General features: G+C 58.1%; 18 protein-coding genes. 13 read left to right on the top strand and 5 right to left on the bottom strand.

All coding sequences use genetic code 11. The features are described 5' to 3' along the window. Nucleotides 1-2 precede the first annotated feature (2 nt). Genes AC2FFE_RS16010 through radC form a run of 8 tightly spaced genes read left to right on the top strand, consistent with a single transcriptional unit; the run spans nt 3 to nt 6,191 of the window. Nucleotides 3-767 carry a thiazole synthase gene (locus AC2FFE_RS16010; protein WP_496820470.1) on the top strand — a complete coding sequence of 255 codons (765 nt, stop codon included), beginning with the start codon at nt 3-5 and terminating at the stop codon, nt 765-767. Continuing rightward, nucleotides 764-1,360, top strand: coding sequence for a thiamine phosphate synthase (locus AC2FFE_RS16005; RefSeq protein WP_496820471.1), 597 nt, complete (start codon nt 764-766; stop codon nt 1,358-1,360). Before AC2FFE_RS16010 ends, AC2FFE_RS16005 begins: the two co-directional genes overlap by 4 nt. Then, the gene (locus AC2FFE_RS16000) at nt 1,357-2,319 is read left to right on the top strand and encodes a HesA/MoeB/ThiF family protein (RefSeq protein ID WP_496820472.1); all 963 of its coding nucleotides are present in this window, start codon (nt 1,357-1,359) and stop codon (nt 2,317-2,319) included. Before AC2FFE_RS16005 ends, AC2FFE_RS16000 begins: the two co-directional genes overlap by 4 nt. Before the next feature lie 20 nt (nt 2,320-2,339). Further along, entirely contained in the window at nt 2,340-3,275 is a 936-nt protein-coding gene (locus AC2FFE_RS15995) for an ABC transporter substrate-binding protein (protein WP_496820473.1), read from the top strand. Then, nucleotides 3,272-3,946: a thiaminase II gene (tenA, locus tag AC2FFE_RS15990; RefSeq protein ID WP_496847103.1), complete on the top strand. Its 675-nt coding sequence runs from the start codon at nt 3,272-3,274 to the stop codon at nt 3,944-3,946. The genes AC2FFE_RS15995 and tenA overlap by 4 nt, the downstream gene beginning before the upstream one ends. Beyond that, complete coding sequence (locus tag AC2FFE_RS15985) at nt 3,943-4,668, top strand: ABC transporter ATP-binding protein (protein WP_496820475.1); 726 nt, start codon at nt 3,943-3,945, stop codon at nt 4,666-4,668. The genes tenA and AC2FFE_RS15985 overlap by 4 nt, the downstream gene beginning before the upstream one ends. Further along, nucleotides 4,665-5,399, top strand: coding sequence for an ABC transporter permease (locus AC2FFE_RS15980; protein WP_496820476.1), 735 nt, complete (start codon nt 4,665-4,667; stop codon nt 5,397-5,399). The genes AC2FFE_RS15985 and AC2FFE_RS15980 overlap by 4 nt, the downstream gene beginning before the upstream one ends. Nucleotides 5,400-5,435: 36 nt before the next feature. After that, on the top strand, nt 5,436-6,191 hold the full coding sequence (gene radC, locus AC2FFE_RS15975) for a RadC family protein (RefSeq protein ID WP_496820477.1): 756 nt from the start codon (nt 5,436-5,438) through the stop codon (nt 6,189-6,191). A 4-nt stretch (nt 6,192-6,195) separates the two neighbouring features. On the opposite strand, the gene AC2FFE_RS15970 is transcribed toward radC, so the two are convergent. The 3 genes from AC2FFE_RS15970 to secA all read right to left on the bottom strand — a co-directional run bounded on the left by AC2FFE_RS15970 (nt 6,196) and on the right by secA (nt 11,525). Beyond that, a complete protein-coding gene (locus AC2FFE_RS15970; RefSeq protein ID WP_496847102.1) occupies nt 6,196-7,752 on the bottom strand; it encodes a phosphate ABC transporter substrate-binding/OmpA family protein in 1,557 nt (518 codons plus the stop codon). A gap of 24 nt (nt 7,753-7,776) precedes the next feature. Next, nucleotides 7,777-8,706, bottom strand: coding sequence for a hypothetical protein (locus tag AC2FFE_RS15965; RefSeq protein WP_496847101.1), 930 nt, complete (start codon nt 8,704-8,706; stop codon nt 7,777-7,779). A gap of 101 nt (nt 8,707-8,807) precedes the next feature. Further along, on the bottom strand, nt 8,808-11,525 hold the full coding sequence (gene secA / locus AC2FFE_RS15960) for a preprotein translocase subunit SecA (protein ID WP_496820481.1): 2,718 nt from the start codon (nt 11,523-11,525) through the stop codon (nt 8,808-8,810). Nucleotides 11,526-11,701: 176 nt separating this feature from the next. Here secA and AC2FFE_RS15955 point away from each other — a divergent pair, with 176 nt between their 5' ends. The 4 genes from AC2FFE_RS15955 (at nt 11,702) to AC2FFE_RS15940 (ending at nt 14,699) form a co-directional block, all read left to right on the top strand. Next, on the top strand, nt 11,702-12,550 hold the full coding sequence (locus AC2FFE_RS15955; protein WP_496847100.1) for a peptidylprolyl isomerase: 849 nt from the start codon (nt 11,702-11,704) through the stop codon (nt 12,548-12,550). Nucleotides 12,551-12,555: 5 nt separating this feature from the next. Continuing rightward, nucleotides 12,556-13,782 (top strand): bifunctional glutamate N-acetyltransferase/amino-acid acetyltransferase ArgJ, encoded by a 1,227-nt coding sequence (gene argJ, locus AC2FFE_RS15950; protein ID WP_496847099.1) that lies wholly within the window; start codon nt 12,556-12,558, stop codon nt 13,780-13,782. Further along, entirely contained in the window at nt 13,779-14,177 is a 399-nt protein-coding gene (gene mutT / locus AC2FFE_RS15945) for an 8-oxo-dGTP diphosphatase MutT (RefSeq protein WP_496847098.1), read from the top strand. The genes argJ and mutT overlap by 4 nt, the downstream gene beginning before the upstream one ends. Before the next feature lie 168 nt (nt 14,178-14,345). Next, nucleotides 14,346-14,699 carry a hypothetical protein gene (locus tag AC2FFE_RS15940; protein WP_496847097.1) on the top strand — a complete coding sequence of 118 codons (354 nt, stop codon included), beginning with the start codon at nt 14,346-14,348 and terminating at the stop codon, nt 14,697-14,699. A gap of 205 nt (nt 14,700-14,904) precedes the next feature. Here the strand turns inward: AC2FFE_RS15940 and AC2FFE_RS15935 are convergent, their stop codons facing one another. Both AC2FFE_RS15935 and AC2FFE_RS15930 read right to left on the bottom strand, forming a co-directional pair. After that, the gene (locus AC2FFE_RS15935; protein WP_496847096.1) at nt 14,905-16,026 is read right to left on the bottom strand and encodes a serine/threonine protein kinase; all 1,122 of its coding nucleotides are present in this window, start codon (nt 16,024-16,026) and stop codon (nt 14,905-14,907) included. Nucleotides 16,027-16,500: 474 nt separating this feature from the next. Continuing rightward, nucleotides 16,501-17,352: a class I SAM-dependent methyltransferase gene (locus AC2FFE_RS15930; protein ID WP_496820487.1), complete on the bottom strand. Its 852-nt coding sequence runs from the start codon at nt 17,350-17,352 to the stop codon at nt 16,501-16,503. A gap of 593 nt (nt 17,353-17,945) precedes the next feature. On the opposite strand from AC2FFE_RS15930, the gene AC2FFE_RS15925 reads away from it, so the two are divergent. Next, complete coding sequence (locus AC2FFE_RS15925) at nt 17,946-19,889, top strand: AMP-binding protein (protein WP_496847136.1); 1,944 nt, start codon at nt 17,946-17,948, stop codon at nt 19,887-19,889. Nucleotides 19,890-19,949 lie beyond the last annotated feature (60 nt).

Below are 19,949 nucleotides of genomic sequence, written 5' to 3'. Positions count from 1 at the left end.
GGATGAAACGCTTTTATGGGGTTGGGCTACCCAACCCGTTGATGCTGGGCACTGCGCAGTATCCCAGTCCCGCCATATTGGAACAAGCGTTCCGCAAAAGCGGCGCGGCTGTGGCAACGGTGTCATTGCGGCGTGAATCTGGAGCGGGGCAGACCTTCTGGCAGATGATCCGCGATTTGGGTGTGCTGGTGTTGCCCAACACAGCTGGGTGCCACACGGTGAAAGAGGCGGTAACCACTGCCCACATGGCGCGTGAGGTGTTCGAGACGAAGTGGATCAAGCTTGAGCTGATCGGTCACACTGACAGCCTGCAGCCGGATGTGTTTCAACTTGTCGAAGCCGCGCGTATCCTGACCGAGGACGGGTTCGAGGTCTTCCCTTACACAACCGACGACCTGATCGTGGGTGAACGCTTGCTTGAAGCCGGGTGCGAGGTTCTGATGCCCTGGGGCGCGCCGATTGGATCGGGGCGCGGGCTGAACAACGAATATGCCCTGCGTGCGATGCGTTCGGAGTTTCCAGATGTGCCGCTTGTTATCGACGCTGGGATCGGTTTGCCCAGCCATGCCGCGCATGCGATGGAGCTGGGCTATGACGCAGTTCTTTTGAACACCGCCGTGGCGCGGGCCGGTGATCCTGTTCAGATGGCGCGGGCCATGATGCGCGCGGTCGAGGCAGGGCAACTGGCTCATCAGGCCGACCCGATCGAGGCGCGGGACATGGCCGAACCCTCAACCCCCGTTGTTGGAAAGGCGTTTCTATCATGAGCCTTGACCGATTTTATCCCATCTTTGATCACTCGAACTGGCTGCAGCGCATGCTGCCTTTGGGCGTCAAGCTGGTACAGCTGCGTATAAAGGATCAGCCGGACGATGTCGTGCGCGCTCAGATTGCGGCATCGCGTGATCTTTGCCGTGATCATGGTGCGGTTCTGGTGGTGAACGACTATTGGCAGGCCGCGATAGATGCGGGCTGCGATTGGATCCACTTGGGGCAGGAAGATCTGGACGACGCCGACTTGAAAGCGATCCGCAAAGCGGGTCTAAAGCTGGGCGTTTCGACCCATGACGACGATGAGTTGGAGCGTGTCCTGCGCATGGACCCTGACTATGTGGCACTCGGCCCGGTGTACCCCACGATCCTGAAAAAGATGAAGTGGGAGCAGCAGGGCTTGCCGCGCGTCACCGAGTGGAAGGCCCGTGTGGGCGATATCCCTCTGGTCGGGATCGGCGGTATGAGCGTCGAACGCGCGCCCGGCGTGCTTGAGGCGGGTGCCGACATTGTCTCGGTCGTTACTGACATCACCCTGAATGCCGACCCCGAGGTGCGGGTGCGCCAGTGGATCGAGGCCACCAGATGAGCCGCTATTCCCGTCAGATGATCCTGCCTGAGGTCGGCGCCGAAGGTCAGGCACGCCTGTCTGCGGCGCGGGTTTTGGTGGTTGGGGCGGGGGGGCTGGCGGCTCCGGTTCTGCCGCTGTTGGCCGGAGCAGGTGTCGGGCACCTGACAATTCTGGACCCAGACAGTGTCACCCTGTCGAACCTTCACCGGCAGACATTGTTTGCCGAGGCGGATTGTGGTCGGCCAAAGGCCCGGGTTGCGGCGGATCGGTGTCGTGCGCTGAACTCTGAGATCGGAATTGACGCCAAGAAACAGGCTCTAACAAGTGGAAATGCCGCTGAAATCATCGCCAGGGCAGATGTAATCCTGGACTGCGCAGACAGCTATGCCGCCAGCTATACCCTGTCGGACGCCTGTCTGGCGCAGGGAAAGCCGCTGATCAGCGCGTCGGTTCTGGGCTTGTCCGGCTATGTCGGCGGGTTCTGCGGTGGCGGGCCTTCGCTGCGGGCTGTGTTTCCGGATGCGCCGGACAGCGGGGCCAGCTGCGCCACGGCGGGTGTCCTGGGTCCCGTCGTTGGGATGATCGGCGCGATGCAGGCGCAGATGGCGCTGGGGGTGATTTTGGGGGTTGAACCCTCGCCCCTGGGTCAGTTGGTACAGTTTAATGCCCGGTCTCTGCGCAGCACCGGTTTTCGCTTTGACGATGCGCCTGAACCTGAAAAATTCTTCCCCTTTCTGGCGCCCTCGCAACTGGAACAGGACGATCTGATTGTCGAACTGCGCAATCAGAATGAAGCGCCCGAGCCCATACACGCTCAGGCCCGCCGACTGACGGACGAGCAACTAAAAACTGAGTCTAATAAAGGCCAAAGATTAGCTCTGTGCTGTGCAACCGGCCTGCGCGCCTGGCGCGCAGCTGAACAGATTGAACCGGATTGGTCGGGCGAGATTGTCCTCGTCGCGGCCTCAACCATGTGAGTGAAAAGGAAACGCGAGACATGAAGAAACTGATCGCTGCTATTGCCTTGCTGGCCGCAGCGCCCGCCTGGGCCGAGGATAAGATGACCGTTCTGCTGGACTGGTTCGTAAACCCCGACCACGGGCCTATCATTGTGGCGCAGGAAAACGGCTATTTCGCCGAGCAGGGGCTGGAGGTTGAGATCGTTCCGCCTGCCGACCCCTCAGCCCCCCCGCGTCTGGTGGCGGCAGGTCAGGCCGAACTGGCCGTATCTTATCAGCCGCAGCTGCACCTGCAGATCCACGAAGGCCTGCCGCTAAAGCGCGTCGGTACGCTGGTTGCCACCCCTTTGAACTGCCTGCTGGTGCTTGAAGACGGACCGATAAAGTCGCCAGCTGATCTGAAAGGAAAGAAGATCGGTTTCTCGGTTGCCGGTGTGGAAGAAGCAGTGTTGACCACCGTTCTGGGAAAATATGGCGTTGCGCTTGATGAAGTAGAGCTGATCAACGTGAACTTTTCACTCTCGCCGTCATTGATGACCGGTCAGGTGGACGCCGTCATTGGTGCCTATCGCAATTTCGAGCTGAACCAGATGGAAATCGAAGGTGTCCCTGGCACCTGTTTTTATATCGAGGAAGAGGGTGTGCCACCCTATGATGAGCTGATTTATGTCGCCAATCCCGACACGATGGATGCCGACAAGATCGCGCGTTTCCTGGCCGCGACCGAAAAGGCGACGCAATACATCGTCAACAACCCGGAAAAAAGCTGGGAGATCTTTGCCGCCACTTCGCCCGAACTGCAGGATGAGTTGAACGCGCGCGCTTGGGTTGACACGCTGCCCCGCTTTGCATTGCGCCCTGCCGGTTTTGACGCGGGTCGTTATGCGCGGTTCGAGCAGTTCCTGAAGGACAGCGGCATGATCGACAGCGTCAACCCGGTCAGCGAGATCACAATCGACGTGACCGCCCAATGAGAGTTTATGGCAACGCCTTTGCGCTGATGCGCGATGCGGCGCAAGGGCCGTGGCGGGAGTACACCCGCCATGCCTTCGTCGAGGGCCTGAAGGACGGGACGCTACCGCGTGACGCGTTCTTGCACTATCTGCGACAGGACTATGTGTTTCTCACCCATTTCTCGCGTGCCTGGGCATTGGCTGTGGTCAAGGCGCAGACGCATGAGGAAATGCAGGTGGCCGCCGCAACGGTAAACGGGCTGATGCATGAAGAGATGATGCTGCATGTTGGCGTTTGTGAAGCCGCAGGTATTTCCCGCGAGGACCTGATGGCGACGTCTGAGCGGCCTGAAAACCTCGCCTATACCCGCTTTGTGCTCGAATCCGGCTATTCAGGCGATTATCTGAACCTGCTGGCCGCGCTGTTGCCCTGCGTCATTGGCTATGCCGAGATCGGTGTGCGTTTGGCACAAGAGGCAACATCCGAGGCCTATCGCCCCTGGATCGATACCTATGCAGGTGATCAGTATCAAAGCTACTGTCATGACATCGGCGCGCTGATGGATGGCGCTTTGGTTCGGCGCCTGGGCCCGGACTATGCCGCGCTGCCGGTCTGGGCTGACCTCTGCAAGACCTTTGAGATGGCAACGCAGCTTGAGGTTAATTTCTGGCAAATGGGCCTGACGCCATGACGCCAGCCCCCGATCTGACCATCAGCGGTACGGCCTCCATCGACGGCGCGCCTTTGTTCGCGCCGTTGAGCCTGACCCTTGGGGCCGGGGCGTGGACTTGTCTGCTGGGCGGATCGGGCGTGGGCAAAACCACCGTTCTGCGGCTGATTGCCGGACTGGAAACCGGGGCCGTGTTCACTGGTCAGATCATCGCAGGCGACGGACAGCCGGTGCCGGATCGTGTCGCCTATATGGCGCAAGACGATTTGCTGCTGCCTTGGGCGAACGTCGCGCAGAACGTGTCATTGGGGGCAAGGTTGCGGGGTGAGAAACCCGATCTACATCGCCGTGACGGTCTGATTGAACGGATGCGTTTGCAGGATCATATGACCAAGAAACCATCCGAACTGTCCGGCGGCCAGCGCCAGCGCGTGGCCTTGGCCCGCACGTTGATGGAAGATCGTCCTATCGTACTTTTGGATGAGCCTTTCTCGGCCCTCGACGCCCGCACCCGCGCCGATATGCAGGATCTGGCCGCTGAGGTGTTGCAGGGGCGCACCGTTCTGCTTGTCACTCATGATCCGGCGGAGGCCGCGCGTCTGGGCCAAACGATCACCGTTATGACGCAGGATGGTCTGACTCCCTGCGCACCACCCCAGGCCCCGGCGCCGCGTCATGTTGACGACCTTGAGACGCTGGAAACCCAAGGAGCGTTGCTCAAGCTGTTGAGAGAGGCATCATGAAATACCTCTCTGCCCTTGCAGCAACAGTGTTCGCGGTGGCGATCTGGCAAGCCATCGTCTCGATCACCGGCCTGCCGAAATTCATCTTGCCTGGCCCTGCGATTGTGGCCGAGACCTGGTGGCAGAACCGATGGTTGATTGCCGAACACACCTGGATCACTGCTATCGAGGTGATGATTGGTCTGGCGTGCGGCACACTTCTGGGCGTGGTCACTGCGCTACAACTGGCCAATTCCCGCGCCGCACGTGTGCTGGTGCAGCCGATGCTGGTGTTCACGCAGGCGTTGCCGGTCTTTGCGCTGGCCCCGTTGCTGACGCTGTGGCTGGGCTATGGCCTTTGGTCCAAGGTCGCGATGGCGGTGCTGATCATCTATTTCCCGATTACCTCGTCTTTCTTTGACGGGTTGATGCGCACGCCGTCCGGGTATCTGGACCTTGCGCGCACCATGCAGGCCAGCAAACGATCTGTGCTCTGGCATATTCGAATACCGGCGGCGTTGCCTTCGCTGGCATCAGGGATGCGGTTGGCGGCGGTCTATGCACCGATCGGGGCGGTGATCGGTGAATGGGTCGGGTCGTCACAAGGCTTGGGCTATCTGATGCTGTTGGCCAATGGCCGCGCTAAGACCGATCTGATGTTTGCCGCAATGCTGACGCTAGGCGTGTTTTCGATTGTTCTGCACATGGTCGTCCGCCGCGCCACGGCGCGTATGGCGGGTGAGATGCGTTAACCATTCAGAAACCGATTCTGCGCCAAGGTGGGGCCCATGACCCAGGACGCCTTTGCCGAAGCCCCCATGCTGTTCGATACGGACGAAGCGCCAGCGCAGCCGCTGCCGACGGGTCGGTTACCCTCCTACATCAAAGACCATCGCAAGCGGCTGCGCGAACGGTTCATGGCGGGTGGTTCTGCCGCGATGCCGGATTATGAACTACTGGAATTGGTTCTGTTCCGATCCATCCCCCGACAAGACGTGAAACCTTTGGCACGGGCGCTGATGGATACGTTTGGGGATTTCAACCGCGTCCTGACCGCGCCCGAAGAACGGCTGCGGCAGATCAAGGGTGTTGGGGATACGGTGATCACCGACCTGAAAATCCTTGAGGCGTGCGCCCATCGTATGGCCCGCGCGCGGGTGATGCAGCGGCATGTGATCTCAGGCTGGGAAGCGCTGCTGGATTATTGCCATACCACCATGGCTCATCGGGAAACCGAACAGTTTCGCGTCTTCTATCTGGATCGCAAAAACGTGCTGATCGCAGATGAGGAACAAGCCAAAGGCACCGTCGATCACGTACCGGTCTATCCGCGCGAGGTGGCGAAGCGCGCGCTGGAACTGAATGCCTCGGCGCTGATCTTGGTGCATAACCACCCGTCAGGCGACCCGACACCATCAAAATCCGATATCGATATGACCAACCGCATTCAAGATGCCTGCACTGCGCTGGGCCTGACCCTGCATGACCATCTCATCATCGGAAAGTCGACCGAGTTGAGTTTTCGGTCCGAGGGATACCTCTAGCTGGTCACTCGACCCAGATTTCAACACGGCGGTTCACCTTGCGGCCCCATTCGGTGTCGTCGCAGGCCATGGGCATCGCCTCGCCGAACCCGTCGACGGCGATCTCGATACTGTCGGGTATCTCGGTCTCAACAGCCCCGAGAACCGAGTTCCGAACGGTTTGCGCACGCCGCAGGGCGATCCGGGCGTTGGTGCTGGCGGGTCCATCCCCGTCACTGAATCCGACAAACAGCACCTTGCGGGGGTTCAGCGTTCCGGTTTCAAGCGCCTGAGCAAGATATTGGATATTCGAGCGTGATTGGGCGTCGGGCCGCGATGACCCGGGTTCGAACCGAACCGACAGCGACAGACGCGCCATCGGGCGCAAGGTTTCGACCATGCGCTGAACCTCTTCCAACCCAACCTCGACCCCGCCGGACATAATAGCGTTGGAAAGCCGGTCGCCCTGCAGACCAATCCGCGTTCTTTCCGGTGTCTGGTCGACAAACCCGGCCTGCCGAATAGCCAATTGGGCATCAGCGCCCAAGCTATAGGCCAGTAGTTGACGTGCGATCCGCGGGAGGCGGCGTTCGGGCAGGTAGAGGAACATCGGCAGTGTCAGCGGATAATCCTCGGTCTTGATGGCATCGCGTGATGCGGCGAGCGCATGCCCGCACCCACCGGTCAAAGGCAATGCGCGTGTGGTATCGGCCGAGGCATGACTGGCAATCCCGATGGCAAACGCGTCTCGCGCGACGGCCTGTACCAGATCGCCATTGCGACCGTGGCGTATCGCATCGGAGGACAGTGCCGCTCCTGCCGGGGCCAACAGCTGATCTTCAACCGCTTGGGCCAAACCCGATCCCGCATCCGGCATATGCAGCGCAATTGGTGCATCGGGGCCGCCCAGATCCGCCCAATTCGTAACGTCACCGGACAAAACACGTGCCAGATCGGCGGGTGAAATCTGACGGGTAGTGTTGTCCTGGGCAACGACCGGGACCATGGCGTCCAAGGCAATTACCCGCGATCTGCGAGGGCGGGTCAGATCGCCCAGCCCGGCCTCTGCCGCCGCGGTCTGTTCGGCATCGCGGATTTCGCGCAGGGCCATGACGATGTCGGCGTCATTTGCGATCAGATCGGCAAACCCTTGATCCGTGTTTCCAACGCGAAAGAACAATCGCGCCAGTGGCGCTGTTCGCCCGGTCTGAAACAGTTCATAGGCAAAGCTGCGTTCATCCACCCGTTTCGGTGTTGCGGTCAGCCCCTCCTGCCGCGCAAAACCAATGATCAGGGCGGGCAGCACGGTTTCGGCCATGACCGACGAGCCTGAGAACCAAACCTCGGCCACGAAATCTGTCAGATTGGGGCAGGCTGGACCGTCGCAGGTGACGCCTGAGCCATCAAGTGTCAGCTCTCCGAATTGTGTATCGACGCGGTAGAATTCACCATCAAAACCCAGTAGATCGCCCGTGATTTCGACTTGGCCGTCATGCGAAGTGAGCGTGATGTCCTGCGCCGCAGCACCTGTTCCAAGTGTTGCTGAAATCAGCGCGGCCACTGCCACACGGTAAAATGTCATCAGAGAGTCGAGCCTGCCTACGGGTTACTTTGCCGCGATTGTCAGGTCTTGGAGCAGATTATTCAACACCAGAAACTCGCCCAATTGTGAGCAGTCCGGTACAGTCAGGCTCAGATCACGTGACCGTAGGCCTGTGTTGGCCCGCAGTTCGATGGACTGGACGTTCAGGGTATGACCGCAATTATTTTCGGTCACTTCCGCTTCGACAGTCAGGTCGATGGTTCCCGATTGCTGGGACTGGCCCGCCGGGAAAGAATACACTTCGATGTTTTGCGCATCTGTCAGGCCCGAATGGCCCAGGCTGACAACACTGCCAGCGCCTGCTGTGGCGCTGTTCGACCAGACGTGCCCCTCGCCACCATAACTGGCTCCGAATTCTAACGCGTGAATTTGCAACGCTTTGTCGCCCTTCCACTGCAGCGCCACACGATCATATTCCTGCAGATCAGGCACATGGGTCGTGGCGACGGTCCCGGTTTGATCCGGGAATGAGATCAGAAAGATCGCATATTCAGACAGCGCCGGGATGGTTACGCTCAGCGTGCCCCTTTTATCGGTGACCTGCGTCAGGGTCAGGCCGCTGTGGTGGATGCTGATCCGCTCATTGCCGCGGCACGGAGATTTGATTGTCAGGCGGGCCTGCGCGCCGGGTACGGCAACAGCGCGGGCGCTTAGGTTGCAGGCTTTCTGTGCTGGCTTTTTTCGGGGTTCGACACGGGTCGTTTTTGGTGCAACCGCCACGTCGTCAGTGTCAGATGCGGTTGCCGAGGCCGAGGTCAGCACGATGCTATCCAACCCTGCCAGAACCGACGTTTGATTTGTTTGTGTAGCCGCAGCAATTTGGTTCTGCGCATCGCTTGGCTGCGCAGCTGTTCCATATTGCATCAGGTAACCAATGCCCAAGGCACAGGCGATTGTGCCGCACATGGTCACGTAGTTTCTTACAACAAACAAGACACCCTCCCCAGTTGAAGGAGCGAGTCGCACACTGACCCTGAATCGAGGCTTATTTGTGTCCTCGAAACGGACTCATTGTGATCAAGGTGTCGATGACGTCAGGTTAACCGACCGTGGCAATGTTTGAACTTCTTGCCCGATCCGCAAGGGCAAGGGTCATTGCGCGACGGGTTCCCCCATGTTGACGGATCAGTTTCGTCAAAGCCGGGCAGTGCGTCACCCGATGCGGCGGCTTCGGCTTTGGCCTCGGCTCGGTCAGTTGCCTGATCCACCGCCGCTTGCGTCTGAGCCTGCTGTGCCGCCATCTGCGCCAACATTTCTTTCTGCTCTTCCTCGGTCAGCGGACGTACGCGTGACAGTTGCTGTGTCACGGTTTCACGTAAGCTGTCCAACATGCCTTCGAACAGCTGGAAGCTTTCGGTTTTGTATTCATTCAGCGGATCGCGCTGGGCGTAGCCCCGGAATCCAACAACCGAGCGCAGATGTTCCAGCGTGAGCAGATGCTCGCGCCATTTGCTGTCGATGGTTTGCAGCAGCACCTGCTTTTCGATGTTGCGCATGTTTTCAGGGCCAAAGGCCACAGCCTTCTGTGCCATCATCTCGTCGGCGGATTTGATCAGGCGTTCGCGCACCTGTTCGTCATCCACGCCTTCTTCGGCGGCCCAGTCCTGAACCGGTGCGTCGATGGTCAGCTTGTCTTTGATTGCCTCATGCAGACCTTCGGTATCCCACTGATCCGCATAGGATTTCGGCGGCATATATTCGTCGATCAGATCGTCGATCACCTGCTCGCGCATATCCGAGACGATCTCGGACAGGTCGTCTGCCGACATGATCTCGCGCCGTTGGCTAAAGACCACTTTCCGTTGATCGTTCATCACATCGTCGAATTTCAGAACGTTTTTGCGCATGTCAAAGTTGCGGCCTTCGACCTTGGATTGCGCGCGCTCAAGCGACTTGTTCACCCAAGGGTGTACAATCGCTTCGCCTTCTTTCATGCCCAGTGTGGTCAGAACCTTGTCCAGCCGCTCCGAACCGAAGATGCGCATCAGATCGTCTTCGAGGCTTAGGTAGAATACGGTGCGGCCCGGGTCACCCTGACGGCCCGAACGACCACGCAGCTGGTTGTCAATCCGGCGGCTTTCGTGGCGCTCGGATGCCATGACATATAGACCACCAGCATCCAGAACCTTTTGTTTTTCTTCTGCGTGTTTGGCCTCTTCTGCCGTGCGTAGTTCGGCCGGGTCGGTTTCAGGGTTCTCGGCCAGAGCCTGAAGAACCTTCATTTCCACGTTGCCGCCCAGCTGAATGTCGGTGCCACGACCGGCCATGTTGGTGGCGATGGTCACCGCCCCATAGCGGCCCGCATCTGCCACGATCTGCGCTTCTTGCTCGTGCTGGCGGGCGTTCAGAACGTTGTGTTCGATCTTTTCCTTACTCAGCATCTGGCTAAGAACTTCGGATTTCTCAATCGAAGTGGTGCCAATCAGAACTGGTTGGCCTTTTGCGCTGGCCTCTTTCGCTTCTTTGATGATCGCGCCGTATTTCTCCATTGCGGTGCGATAGACCTGATCGTCTTCATCCAGACGTGCAATTGGCTTGTTGGTCGGCACTTCGACCACGCCCAAACCGTAGATTTCAGCGAATTCCTCAGCCTCGGTCAGCGCTGTACCGGTCATGCCGCCCAGCTTGCCATACAGGCGAAAGTAGTTCTGGAAGGTCACACTGGCCAGCGTCACGTTTTCGGGCTGGATCGGTGCACCTTCCTTGGCTTCGATGGCCTGGTGCAGACCTTCTGACAGGCGGCGACCCGGCATCATCCGGCCGGTGAATTCGTCGATCAGAACGACATTGCCATCGCGGACGATGTAATCCTTGTCGCGCTGGAACAGCTTATGCGCGCGCAGGCCCTGGTTCACGTGGTGCACCACTGTCGTGCTTTCAGGATCATACAGGGAATGCCCTTCGGGGATCAGACCTGCCTCGATCAGTTGCTGTTCAAGGAATTCGTTGCCTTCATCGGTGAAGGTCACGTTGCGGGACTTTTCGTCCAGCGTGAAATGCTCATCGCTCAGCGACGGGATCAGTGCGTCAATCGCAGTATACAGATCCGAGCGATCCTGTGACGGCCCCGAAATGATCAGCGGTGTCCGCGCCTCATCAATCAGGATCGAATCCACCTCATCCACAATCGCGAAATTGTGGTGTTTCTGGTAAATCTCACCCAGATCGGCCTTCATGTTGTCACGCAGGTAGTCGAAACCCAGCTCATTGTTTGTGGCGTATGTCACGTCACAGGCATAGGCGGCTTTTTTGTCTGCATCAGGCTGGCCCGACCAGATCACACCGGTTGTCATACCCAGCGCGGCAAACACCTTGCCCATCCATTCCGCGTCCCGCTTGGCGAGATATTCGTTGACGGTGACGATATGTACACCCTTGCCGGTCAAAGCGTTCAGATAGGCGGGGAAAGTGGCAACAAGCGTCTTACCCTCACCCGTTTTCATTTCCGAGATATTGCCCTGATGCAGGAAGGCGCCGCCCATCAACTGCACGTCAAAGGCGCGCAAACCCAGCGCCCGGCGCGCGCCTTCACGGACATTGGCAAAGGCTTCGGGCAGCATCGCATCCAGACTTTCACCGTCCAGCGCGCGTTTGCGTAGTTCCTCGGTCTTTTCCTTTAGACCATCGTCAGAGAGTTTCTCGAACTCGGGCTCCAGTGCATTGATCTGTGCGATCAGCGGGCGGGTCGCCTTGATCTTGCGGTCGTTCGGTGTTCCGAACACCTTTTTGGCGAGCGTTCCGAGTCCCAGCATGTTCACTCCAGCGGATCTGTTCTTGTCTTGGTTGCGACAGGCTTGCCCACCTTGCGCTCAACCCATAGATACGGGGGGTGAAAGGCGGCCCTGTCCAAGGCTTCAAAGCGATGTAAGCGGCAGGTTCTGAAGTGTCAACGCCGCGCCCTGTCGCGGCAAAGAAATAGGAAGATTCCATGCCCAAAGGCCTCACTTTTCTGCCATCGCTGGCTCTGGCTGCCATGATGGCGCTGCCGTTGGCCGCCGAAACCAAGTCTGACGCCAGCACCGTATTGGCACGGGTCAACGGCGATGAGATCACTTTGGGTCACATCATCGCCACTGTCGCGGCGCTGCCGCCGCAATATCAGCAGATCGAAGATGACGTTCTGTATGATTTCGTGCTTGAGCAATTGATCCAACAGCAGTTGCTGGGTCAGCAACAGCAAGAGCTGACATCGCAGAACGCGCTGACACTGGACAACGAAAAACGGTCCTTGCTGGCGGTGCAGACCGTCAGCGCCCTGACCGACTCAGTTGTAACGGACGAGGCCATACAGGCCGCCTATGACGCGCAATATGCCGAGTTCGAAGGGGAAGACGAGTTCGATGCCAGCCACATTCTGGTCGAGAGCGAAGACGAAGCCAAAACCATCAAGGCGCAGCTAGATGACGGTGCGGATTTCGCCGAGATGGCGCGCGAACATTCCACCGGGCCGTCCGGTCCGAATGGCGGATCGCTGGGCTGGTTCGGCAAGGGTCAAATGGTGCCAGAATTCGAAAACGCTGTCGTTGGTCTGGAAAAGGGTCAAATCTCGGCCCCGGTTCAAACCCAATTTGGCTGGCATCTGGTGGTTTTGAACGACAAACGCAAATCAGAAGCGCCCGCACTGGATGCGGTTCGGGATGAACTGGCCCAGACCCTGCAGCAGGACGCGATCCAAGCGCGGATTGATGAACTGACCCAGCAAGCGCAGATCGAACGCGCACCGCTGGAAGGGGCGGGCCCCGAGATCATCCGCCAACTGGACCTGATTCAGGAGTAATCTTCGTGGCCACGATCACCAAGGTTTCGCCGCTGGCCCCTGCCGGTTTCCCTGACCTGCCTGCAATCGACGGGGTGCGGTTAGCCACCGCTGAGGCCGGGGTGCGGTATCAGGGTCGGTCAGATGTTATGCTGGCCGTTCTGGACCCCGGCACCTCGGTCGCCGGGGTGTTCACCCGATCCGCCACCCGCGCGGCGCCTGTGCTGGATTGTCAGTGCAAGATCGGCGGGCCTTGCGACGGCCCGGCGGCGATCCTGGTGAACTCGGGCAACGCCAACGCCTTTACTGGTCACTATGGCCAGACATCGGTCGCCGAAGTCACGCAGGCCGTGTCCAAAGCGACCGGAGTACCGGTCGAGCGGGTCTTTACCTCATCCACCGGTGTGATTGGTGAGCCTTTGCCCCATGACAAGATCGTTGCGCAGCTTGAGGCGTTGAAATCAGGCCTCAGCCGTCATGCAATCGAAGATGCGGCGCGCGCCATCATGACCACGGATACTTTCCCAAAAGGGACGAGTGCGCAGGTCGAGATTGATGGTAAGACAGTCTCTATTGCGGGGATCGCGAAGGGGTCAGGCATGATCGCGCCGGATATGGCGACGATGCTGGTCTATATCTTCACCGACGCGCAGGTCGACCAATCCGCGTTGCAAGCGATGCTGGGTGCGCAGACAGACCGGACGTTCAACTGCATTACCGTCGATAGCGATACCTCAACCTCGGATAGCCTGCTTTTATGCGCCACCGGGGCCTCTGGCGTTGATGCCACTGGAAATGCTGCATTTGCCGAAGCGCTTGAAACGGTGATGCTGGACCTCGCGCAGCAGGTTGTGCGCGACGGCGAAGGGGCCACGAAATTTGTGGAAATCCGCGTGACCGGAGCAGCCACTGACACCGACGCCAAGATCCACGGGCTGGCCATCGCCAATTCCCCGCTGGTCAAAACCGCCATTGCGGGTGAGGACCCGAACTGGGGCCGCGTGGTTATGGCCATCGGCAAATCCGGTGCCGCCGCCGACCGCGACCGCCTAAGAATCTCGTTCGGAGATATCCTTGTGGCCGAAAAAGGCTGGGTTAGTCCCGATTATCGCGAAGAAGACGTGGCCGCGTACATGAAAGGTCAGGACCTTGTGATCGCTGTCGATCTGGGGCTGGGTGAGGGGCAATCCACTGTTTGGACTTGCGATCTGACCCATGGCTATATCGAGATCAACGCGGATTATCGCTCGTGAAAACGGTTCTTGTCTCTGCCGTCGCCCTGATCGACATCGAGGGCCGCGTCCTGCTGGCCCAACGCCCCGCGGGCAAATCCATGGCCGGTCTGTGGGAATTCCCCGGCGGCAAAATCGAACCCGGCGAAACCCCCGAGGCCGCCTTGATCCGCGAGTTGGAAGAGGAGCTGGGCATCAACACCTGGGCCTCCTGCCTCGCGCCGCTGACCTTCGCCAGCCACAGCTATGACGATTTCCATCTGCTGATGCCTCTGTTTGCGTGCCGCAAATGGGAGGGGATTCCGCAGTCTAAGGAAGGTCAGGCTTTGAAATGGGTGCGCGCGACCGATCTGCGGAATTACCCGATGCCCGCCGCAGATGTGCCTCTGGTCCCGATCCTAAGGGACTGGTTGTAGTTGCGGGTTGGTGACAGGGTTGTGGCTATTTGTCCGATCTATGGACAGAACGGGCTTACGCTGCGTTCGCTCCAGAATCCGCTCTAGTTTGAAGTTTTGACCGCGTCCATAATAGCGCGGGCCAGATTTGGCACACCTAATTTCAGACGAGCAAACGAGAAATTGGATATGGAAGATATCGCAGTGTCTATAGGGGCTGGGTCTGTCGGATGTTTGGGATATGGTTTATCCTTCTACGCGTTTGTCGTAGCCATACTAATCGCGTTTTTCTCGTTTCAGCGGAAATTTAAGCAGAAAGCGGCTGTGACTGGCGCTAGCCCAAAACCCGGTAAGATACCGCTCTCCCGAGAAGATCGTCCGTTTGTTTATAAGTTTCTCACGCTCATGGGCTTTGGTTTTGCGATGTGGTCTACAGCGGCCTATTTTGAAAGTCATGGGATACGCGCGGGTTGGTTTGACGAGCAGACTGAATGTCCTTCTTTGTGGCCCACACCGCGTAGTTTAGGCGATGTTGACCTCTAGACGCGCTGCGTTCGCGTTCTCGATTATTGCAGTCGATTTATCAGTCTTTGATTTAGGGGCCTATATACTTACCTAGCCGCCGAGAGGAAATTCGTCGCTTTGTGCTCATCGCTTCCTTTACCACAACACCTATGCGGCACCGTCTTCGTGCCTGAGTGCAGATGCCCGAGCATAACCCGGGCACCCTGTTTTCAAACCGAAAACCCTACATATTGGGAAAGTAATCCTCGCACTCGCCATCGCGATAGACATCCGCCGTGCAGCAATGCAGACCGCCGCCAAAGGCGTAGGCGTCGCGCAGCTCGACTTCGACCACTTCCATGCCCAGCTTGTCCATCTGCTCGGCCTGATAGACCTCGGACTTCTCGACACAGACGGTTTTCGGGTCCAGCACCAGCACGTTCATCGACAGCCAGGTCGAGGAATAGCAGAGCGGCGGCGGCGTGTTGTGGGCAGGTTGGGCGGCGTCCACGATCTCCCATCCGTTTTTCTCGAACATGCCGCGCTGGTCTTCGGGCAGGCGTCGTTGTGGGTTGTTCAGGATCAGGCCGGGGCGCAGCGGTGTGAAGGTGGCATCGATATGGATCGGGTAGGGATCGCCGGGGAAGTTCACCGTGTGGACGCGGTGATCGGGGAAGTGACGGCGTAGCCATTCGATGCCCTTGAGGTTCGTCGTAAATCCATGCTGCACCACCAGATCACGGCCAAACCGCAGCACGTCGGCGGCGTCGAACAGCGGCTCTTCTTCGGTGGTGACAAAGAACTTCTCAGCCGCCCATTGCAGGCGCTTTTCGACGCCGATTTTCTCGCTCAGATAATCGGGATGGTAGTCCGCATCGGTCAGGCGCGGCTTGGGCGCGGCCTCGTGCCGGAAATTGGGGTCTTCATCCCAATACTGTTGCATCAGGGGGCGATAGTTCAGGTATTCGAACCAGCGGCAGCGATAGGACATGGTGGCTTCGAGGATTTCATGCCCGACGGTCAACAGCACATCGCGCGGCGGCATGCAGCCAAACTGACTGTCGGTGTGAAAATCCGGTGTGGTGGCCGGTTGCGAATGGTCGATGGACGTGGGGCGATCCACGCGGATTCCGCGGTTGCGAAGTTGATCGGCGAAAGTGTCGAGCAGCTCATTGGCCCGGTCGATCGTTTCCTGCGGACGGCGGCCCCACTGGCCACGCATGTCGCTGTCTTCCGGCACTTTGGCGTCCAGCGCAGGTTCTTCGGGTGGAATGTGGCAATCATCTGCGCGGCCCACGATGACGTGGCGCAGGGTGTCCCATTCGTTCCAGCTTTTGACTTCGATTTTGTCTGGCGACCAGGCCATGATTGCCTCCTGCTGTGGCAGAGATCGGGGCGGGGCCCTCAATCCCGTGATTGAAAGTCCCGGCGTACAGGATGTGGGGTGAACACGAGTGGTATCCGGCGACGCCATCGCCAGACTGTGTGTCAGCCCCCATAGCATTGCCGACACGTCTTGAAAAGAAGGGGTTTTGAGGTTGGGGCGGTTCGCGGCGCCCTCCTGTTACAATTCGTAAGAATTGAGAAAACATCAGGCAAAACTTGACGCTGATCGAGCCTCTTGTCCTCAACTGAGGCCGCAGCGATCAGGGTCAGGGTTTGTTACGTCGTTCGCTATCGTCGTACCAATTGACGAGGCAAATTTTCACGGACGATCAATGGATGACCCTCAAAATCTGCTAATAGGTGGACATTAAGAGTGGACAAAAGACTATCCAGGCGCTCTCACGCCGCGAAAAAAGCCGATTGTGAAAGCCTTCAGAGTCAGACCGCAATCTTTTCAGTGCAGCGGCAGCTTGTTGTGGTTCGGGTTCTTAAACAGCAATACGCCATCCGTTTCGATCCGTGGACTCCCTTGGATCAACTTATGAATAAGTGGGCGATCCATCTCAAGCTTCCATCCTTTTGACAGGAAAAATTCCTGCAAGGCGCCTTCAAGATAACGAGAGTGCGCTCCTATAAACACACGCTTTACAAGTCTTTCTATGCTTTCGAAATTGTTCTGCGCAAAGTCCAGCTCTGATCCCTGAATGTCGATATGCAGCAAATCGACGGCTTTGCCATCTGAGAGATTCTCGAGCGTATAACAATCCAGCTCGGTATAGTTGCCTTCGGCACGGTGTTTGGCCAGGACCTCATCGTTCGGATAGAAAATCGGTTCTGCACCATATTTTTCGTGCCCGCTTGGAAGTTTCGGGAAAAGGGCAATCCCTTCCTTACTGGCAGCAACTCCGTTGACCAGACGGTATTCGCTGGGATTGAAGCCGTTCAACTGAAACGTTCGCTCGGCATTCGCAAGATGAGAACCGTCACCTTCAATACCGATCAGATCAACGGTCAAGCCTCTCTTTTTTGCAACGAAACCCATGTTGTTCAACCAGCAGGCCCAACCACATCCAAGCTCGATTATTCTGTAAGTGCCAGAGGCCTCTTTCACGGACAGAAGTGCCGCCGCCCACTCTGCGATGTCAGCATGCCAGTTTCCCGGATCAGGGATCGCCTCGACCGAACCTGCCATCGGTTCCAGAATGCTGGGCATCACGCGAGGTTCAATCCTGACGCCAAGGAAGTTGGTTATCAACCCGTCACTTGCTTGTGGGTCAGGTTCGGCAAAATCACGGATCAGGTCCATGGCTGGGAACTCGCAGGTGTAATTATACAGCGGATGCCCGGCACCGGCGTGGTATACCTGAGTTTGCGTTTTAGGGCAAAAATGCCGTCTAATGTATCGCCGTAGTCCCAAGCTTCTGTCCTGAAGTAATTTGAAGGCCACCTCATATTGATCGGATAGCCAGTATTGTCTAGCGCTTCTCGATAAAAAGGGGTTGGTTGTCGCGCTGTGGGATTTTCTGAGCAGTGTTCCGGGTTGGTCCCGAATTCCGTTCGTGGTGTAGTGGCGTAAGTGTTAACTTGTTTCAGCGGCCTTTGAGTGGATGAGTTTTTTCACGAAGGTTCCAGGTGCTCGCGCTAAAACCGAACCAGCCCCTGGTTGGTCCGTACAATGACACGACTTACACATCTTGAGGAATTCTCACCGTCCAATGCCTGTTACAATTCGTAAGAATTGAGAAAACATCAGGCAAAACTTGACGTTGATCTTTCCCGCGTCCCTTATCGGGGCATCGGCATTCGGGGCATGGCCCCGGCCTGTCGTTTCCGACCTCGGGGAGGGGTCGGTTGGGGAGGAGAGAAAGATTGGCTCAGACGCAGTCGGGCGCTGAAGGGATGCAGTCTCTTCCGGCGCTGCTACACCGCAATATGACCCAGTTCGGGGATGCCCCGGCCTATCGGGAAAAGGAATTCGGGATCTGGCAATGCTGGACCTGGGCAGAAGCTGCCAAGGAGATCCGCTCCATTGCGCTAGGGTTTCTGGAGTTGGGCATTGAGAAGGGCGACCATATCGCTGTCATAGGCCGTAACCGTCCGGCGCATTACTGGTCGATGGTGGCCGCTCAGATGGTGGGCGCAGTTCCGGTGCCTTTGTATCAGGATTCAGTCGCGGAAGAGATGGCCTATGTGCTGGAACATTGCGGCGCGAAATACGTGGTCTGTGGCGATCAAGAGCAGGTCGATAAGGTCGTCGAGATTCAGGAAAACCTGCATCAGGTCAAACACATCCTCTATACCGACAAGCGCGGAATGCGGAAGTATGACCACTCCCAGATGAACGCGCTTGAGGACATCATGGCCGAGGGCAGCGCCGGTCACGCGCGGTTTGATGCCGAGTTAGACAAGCGCATTGCGGCGATCACCTATGACGACACTTGCGTTATGCTCTATACCTCGGGCACCACGGGCAAACCCAAGGGTGTGGTGCTCTCGAACCGCAATGTCATTGAAAGCGCCAAGAACTCGGCAGAGTTCGATCATCTGACTCGGAACGAAGACATTCTTTCTTATCTGCCAATGGCTTGGGTTGGGGATTTCATTTTCTCGATTGGTCAGGCCTATTGGTGCGGCTTCTGCGTGAACTGCCCCGAGAGCGCAGATACGATGATGACGGACCTGCGCGAGATCGGGCCGACCTATTTCTTCGCCCCGCCGCGCGTGTTCGAAAGCCAGCTGACCAATGTGATGATCCGGATGGAGGATGCGGGCAAGCTGAAGCGCAAAATGTTCCATCACTTCATGGCGCATGCCAAGAAGGTCGGTGGCCTGCTGCTGGACGGCAAGCCGGTGGGCTTTGGCGACAAGCTGAAATACGCGCTGGGCAATATGCTGGTCTATGGGCCGCTCAAGGATACGCTGGGCTATGGACGCTTCCGCGTGGGCTATACGGCGGGTGAGGCGATCGGGCCGGAAATATTTGATTTCTATCGCTCTTTGGGCATCAACCTGAAACAGCTTTATGGTCAGACCGAGGCGACCGTGTTCATCACCGTGCAGCCGGATGGTGAAGTGCGTGCCGATACGGTTGGTGTTCCGGCCCCGGATGTCGAGCTTAAGATCGGCGACAATGGCGAGATCTATTATCGCTCGCCCGGTGTGTTCGTTGAATATTACAACAACCCCGATTCCACCGCCTCGACCAAGGATGCTGAAGGCTGGGTCGCCACCGGCGACGCCGGGTTCATCGAGGAAAACTCGGGCCATTTACGGATCATCGACCGCGCCAAGGATGTGGGAAAGATGGCCGATGGGTCGATGTTCGCCCCAAAATATGTCGAGAACAAGTTGAAGTTCTATCCCGATATTCTTGAGGTCGTGCTGTTCGGCAACGGCAAGGATCGCTGCGTTGCCTTTATCAATATCGACCTGACGGCGGTCGGAAACTGGGCCGAGCGCAACAACGTGGCTTATGCGTCATACCAGGAACTGGCTGGTCATCCGCGTGTGTTGGAGACGATCAAATCCCATGTGGAAGAGGTGAACAAGTCGGTCGCGGCAGATGAGATGTTGTCGGGCTGTCAGGTGCATCGTTTTGTGGTTCTGCACAAGGAGCTGGATGCTGATGATGGCGAAATGACCCGGACCCGCAAGGTGCGCCGCGGCTTTGTCGAGGACAAATTCCACGACATTATTGCCGCGCTTTATGACGGGTCCCCGAGCGTTTCGACGACAACCGAAGTGACCTATGAGGATGGGCGCAAGGGGTCGATTTCTGCGACGCTTGAGATCGTTGATGCGCCGGTTGTGCCGGTCACGCAGCACAAGGTTGCGGCGGAATGATGGGCCGTTCGAGCGCCGCTCGACCTGCGGTCATCGCCCCGCCCGCCGTCCCGTTTTCGC

Source organism: Ruegeria sp. YTSA168 (assembly GCF_059610045.1).
This window is presented reverse-complemented; position numbering and strand designations above follow the sequence as displayed.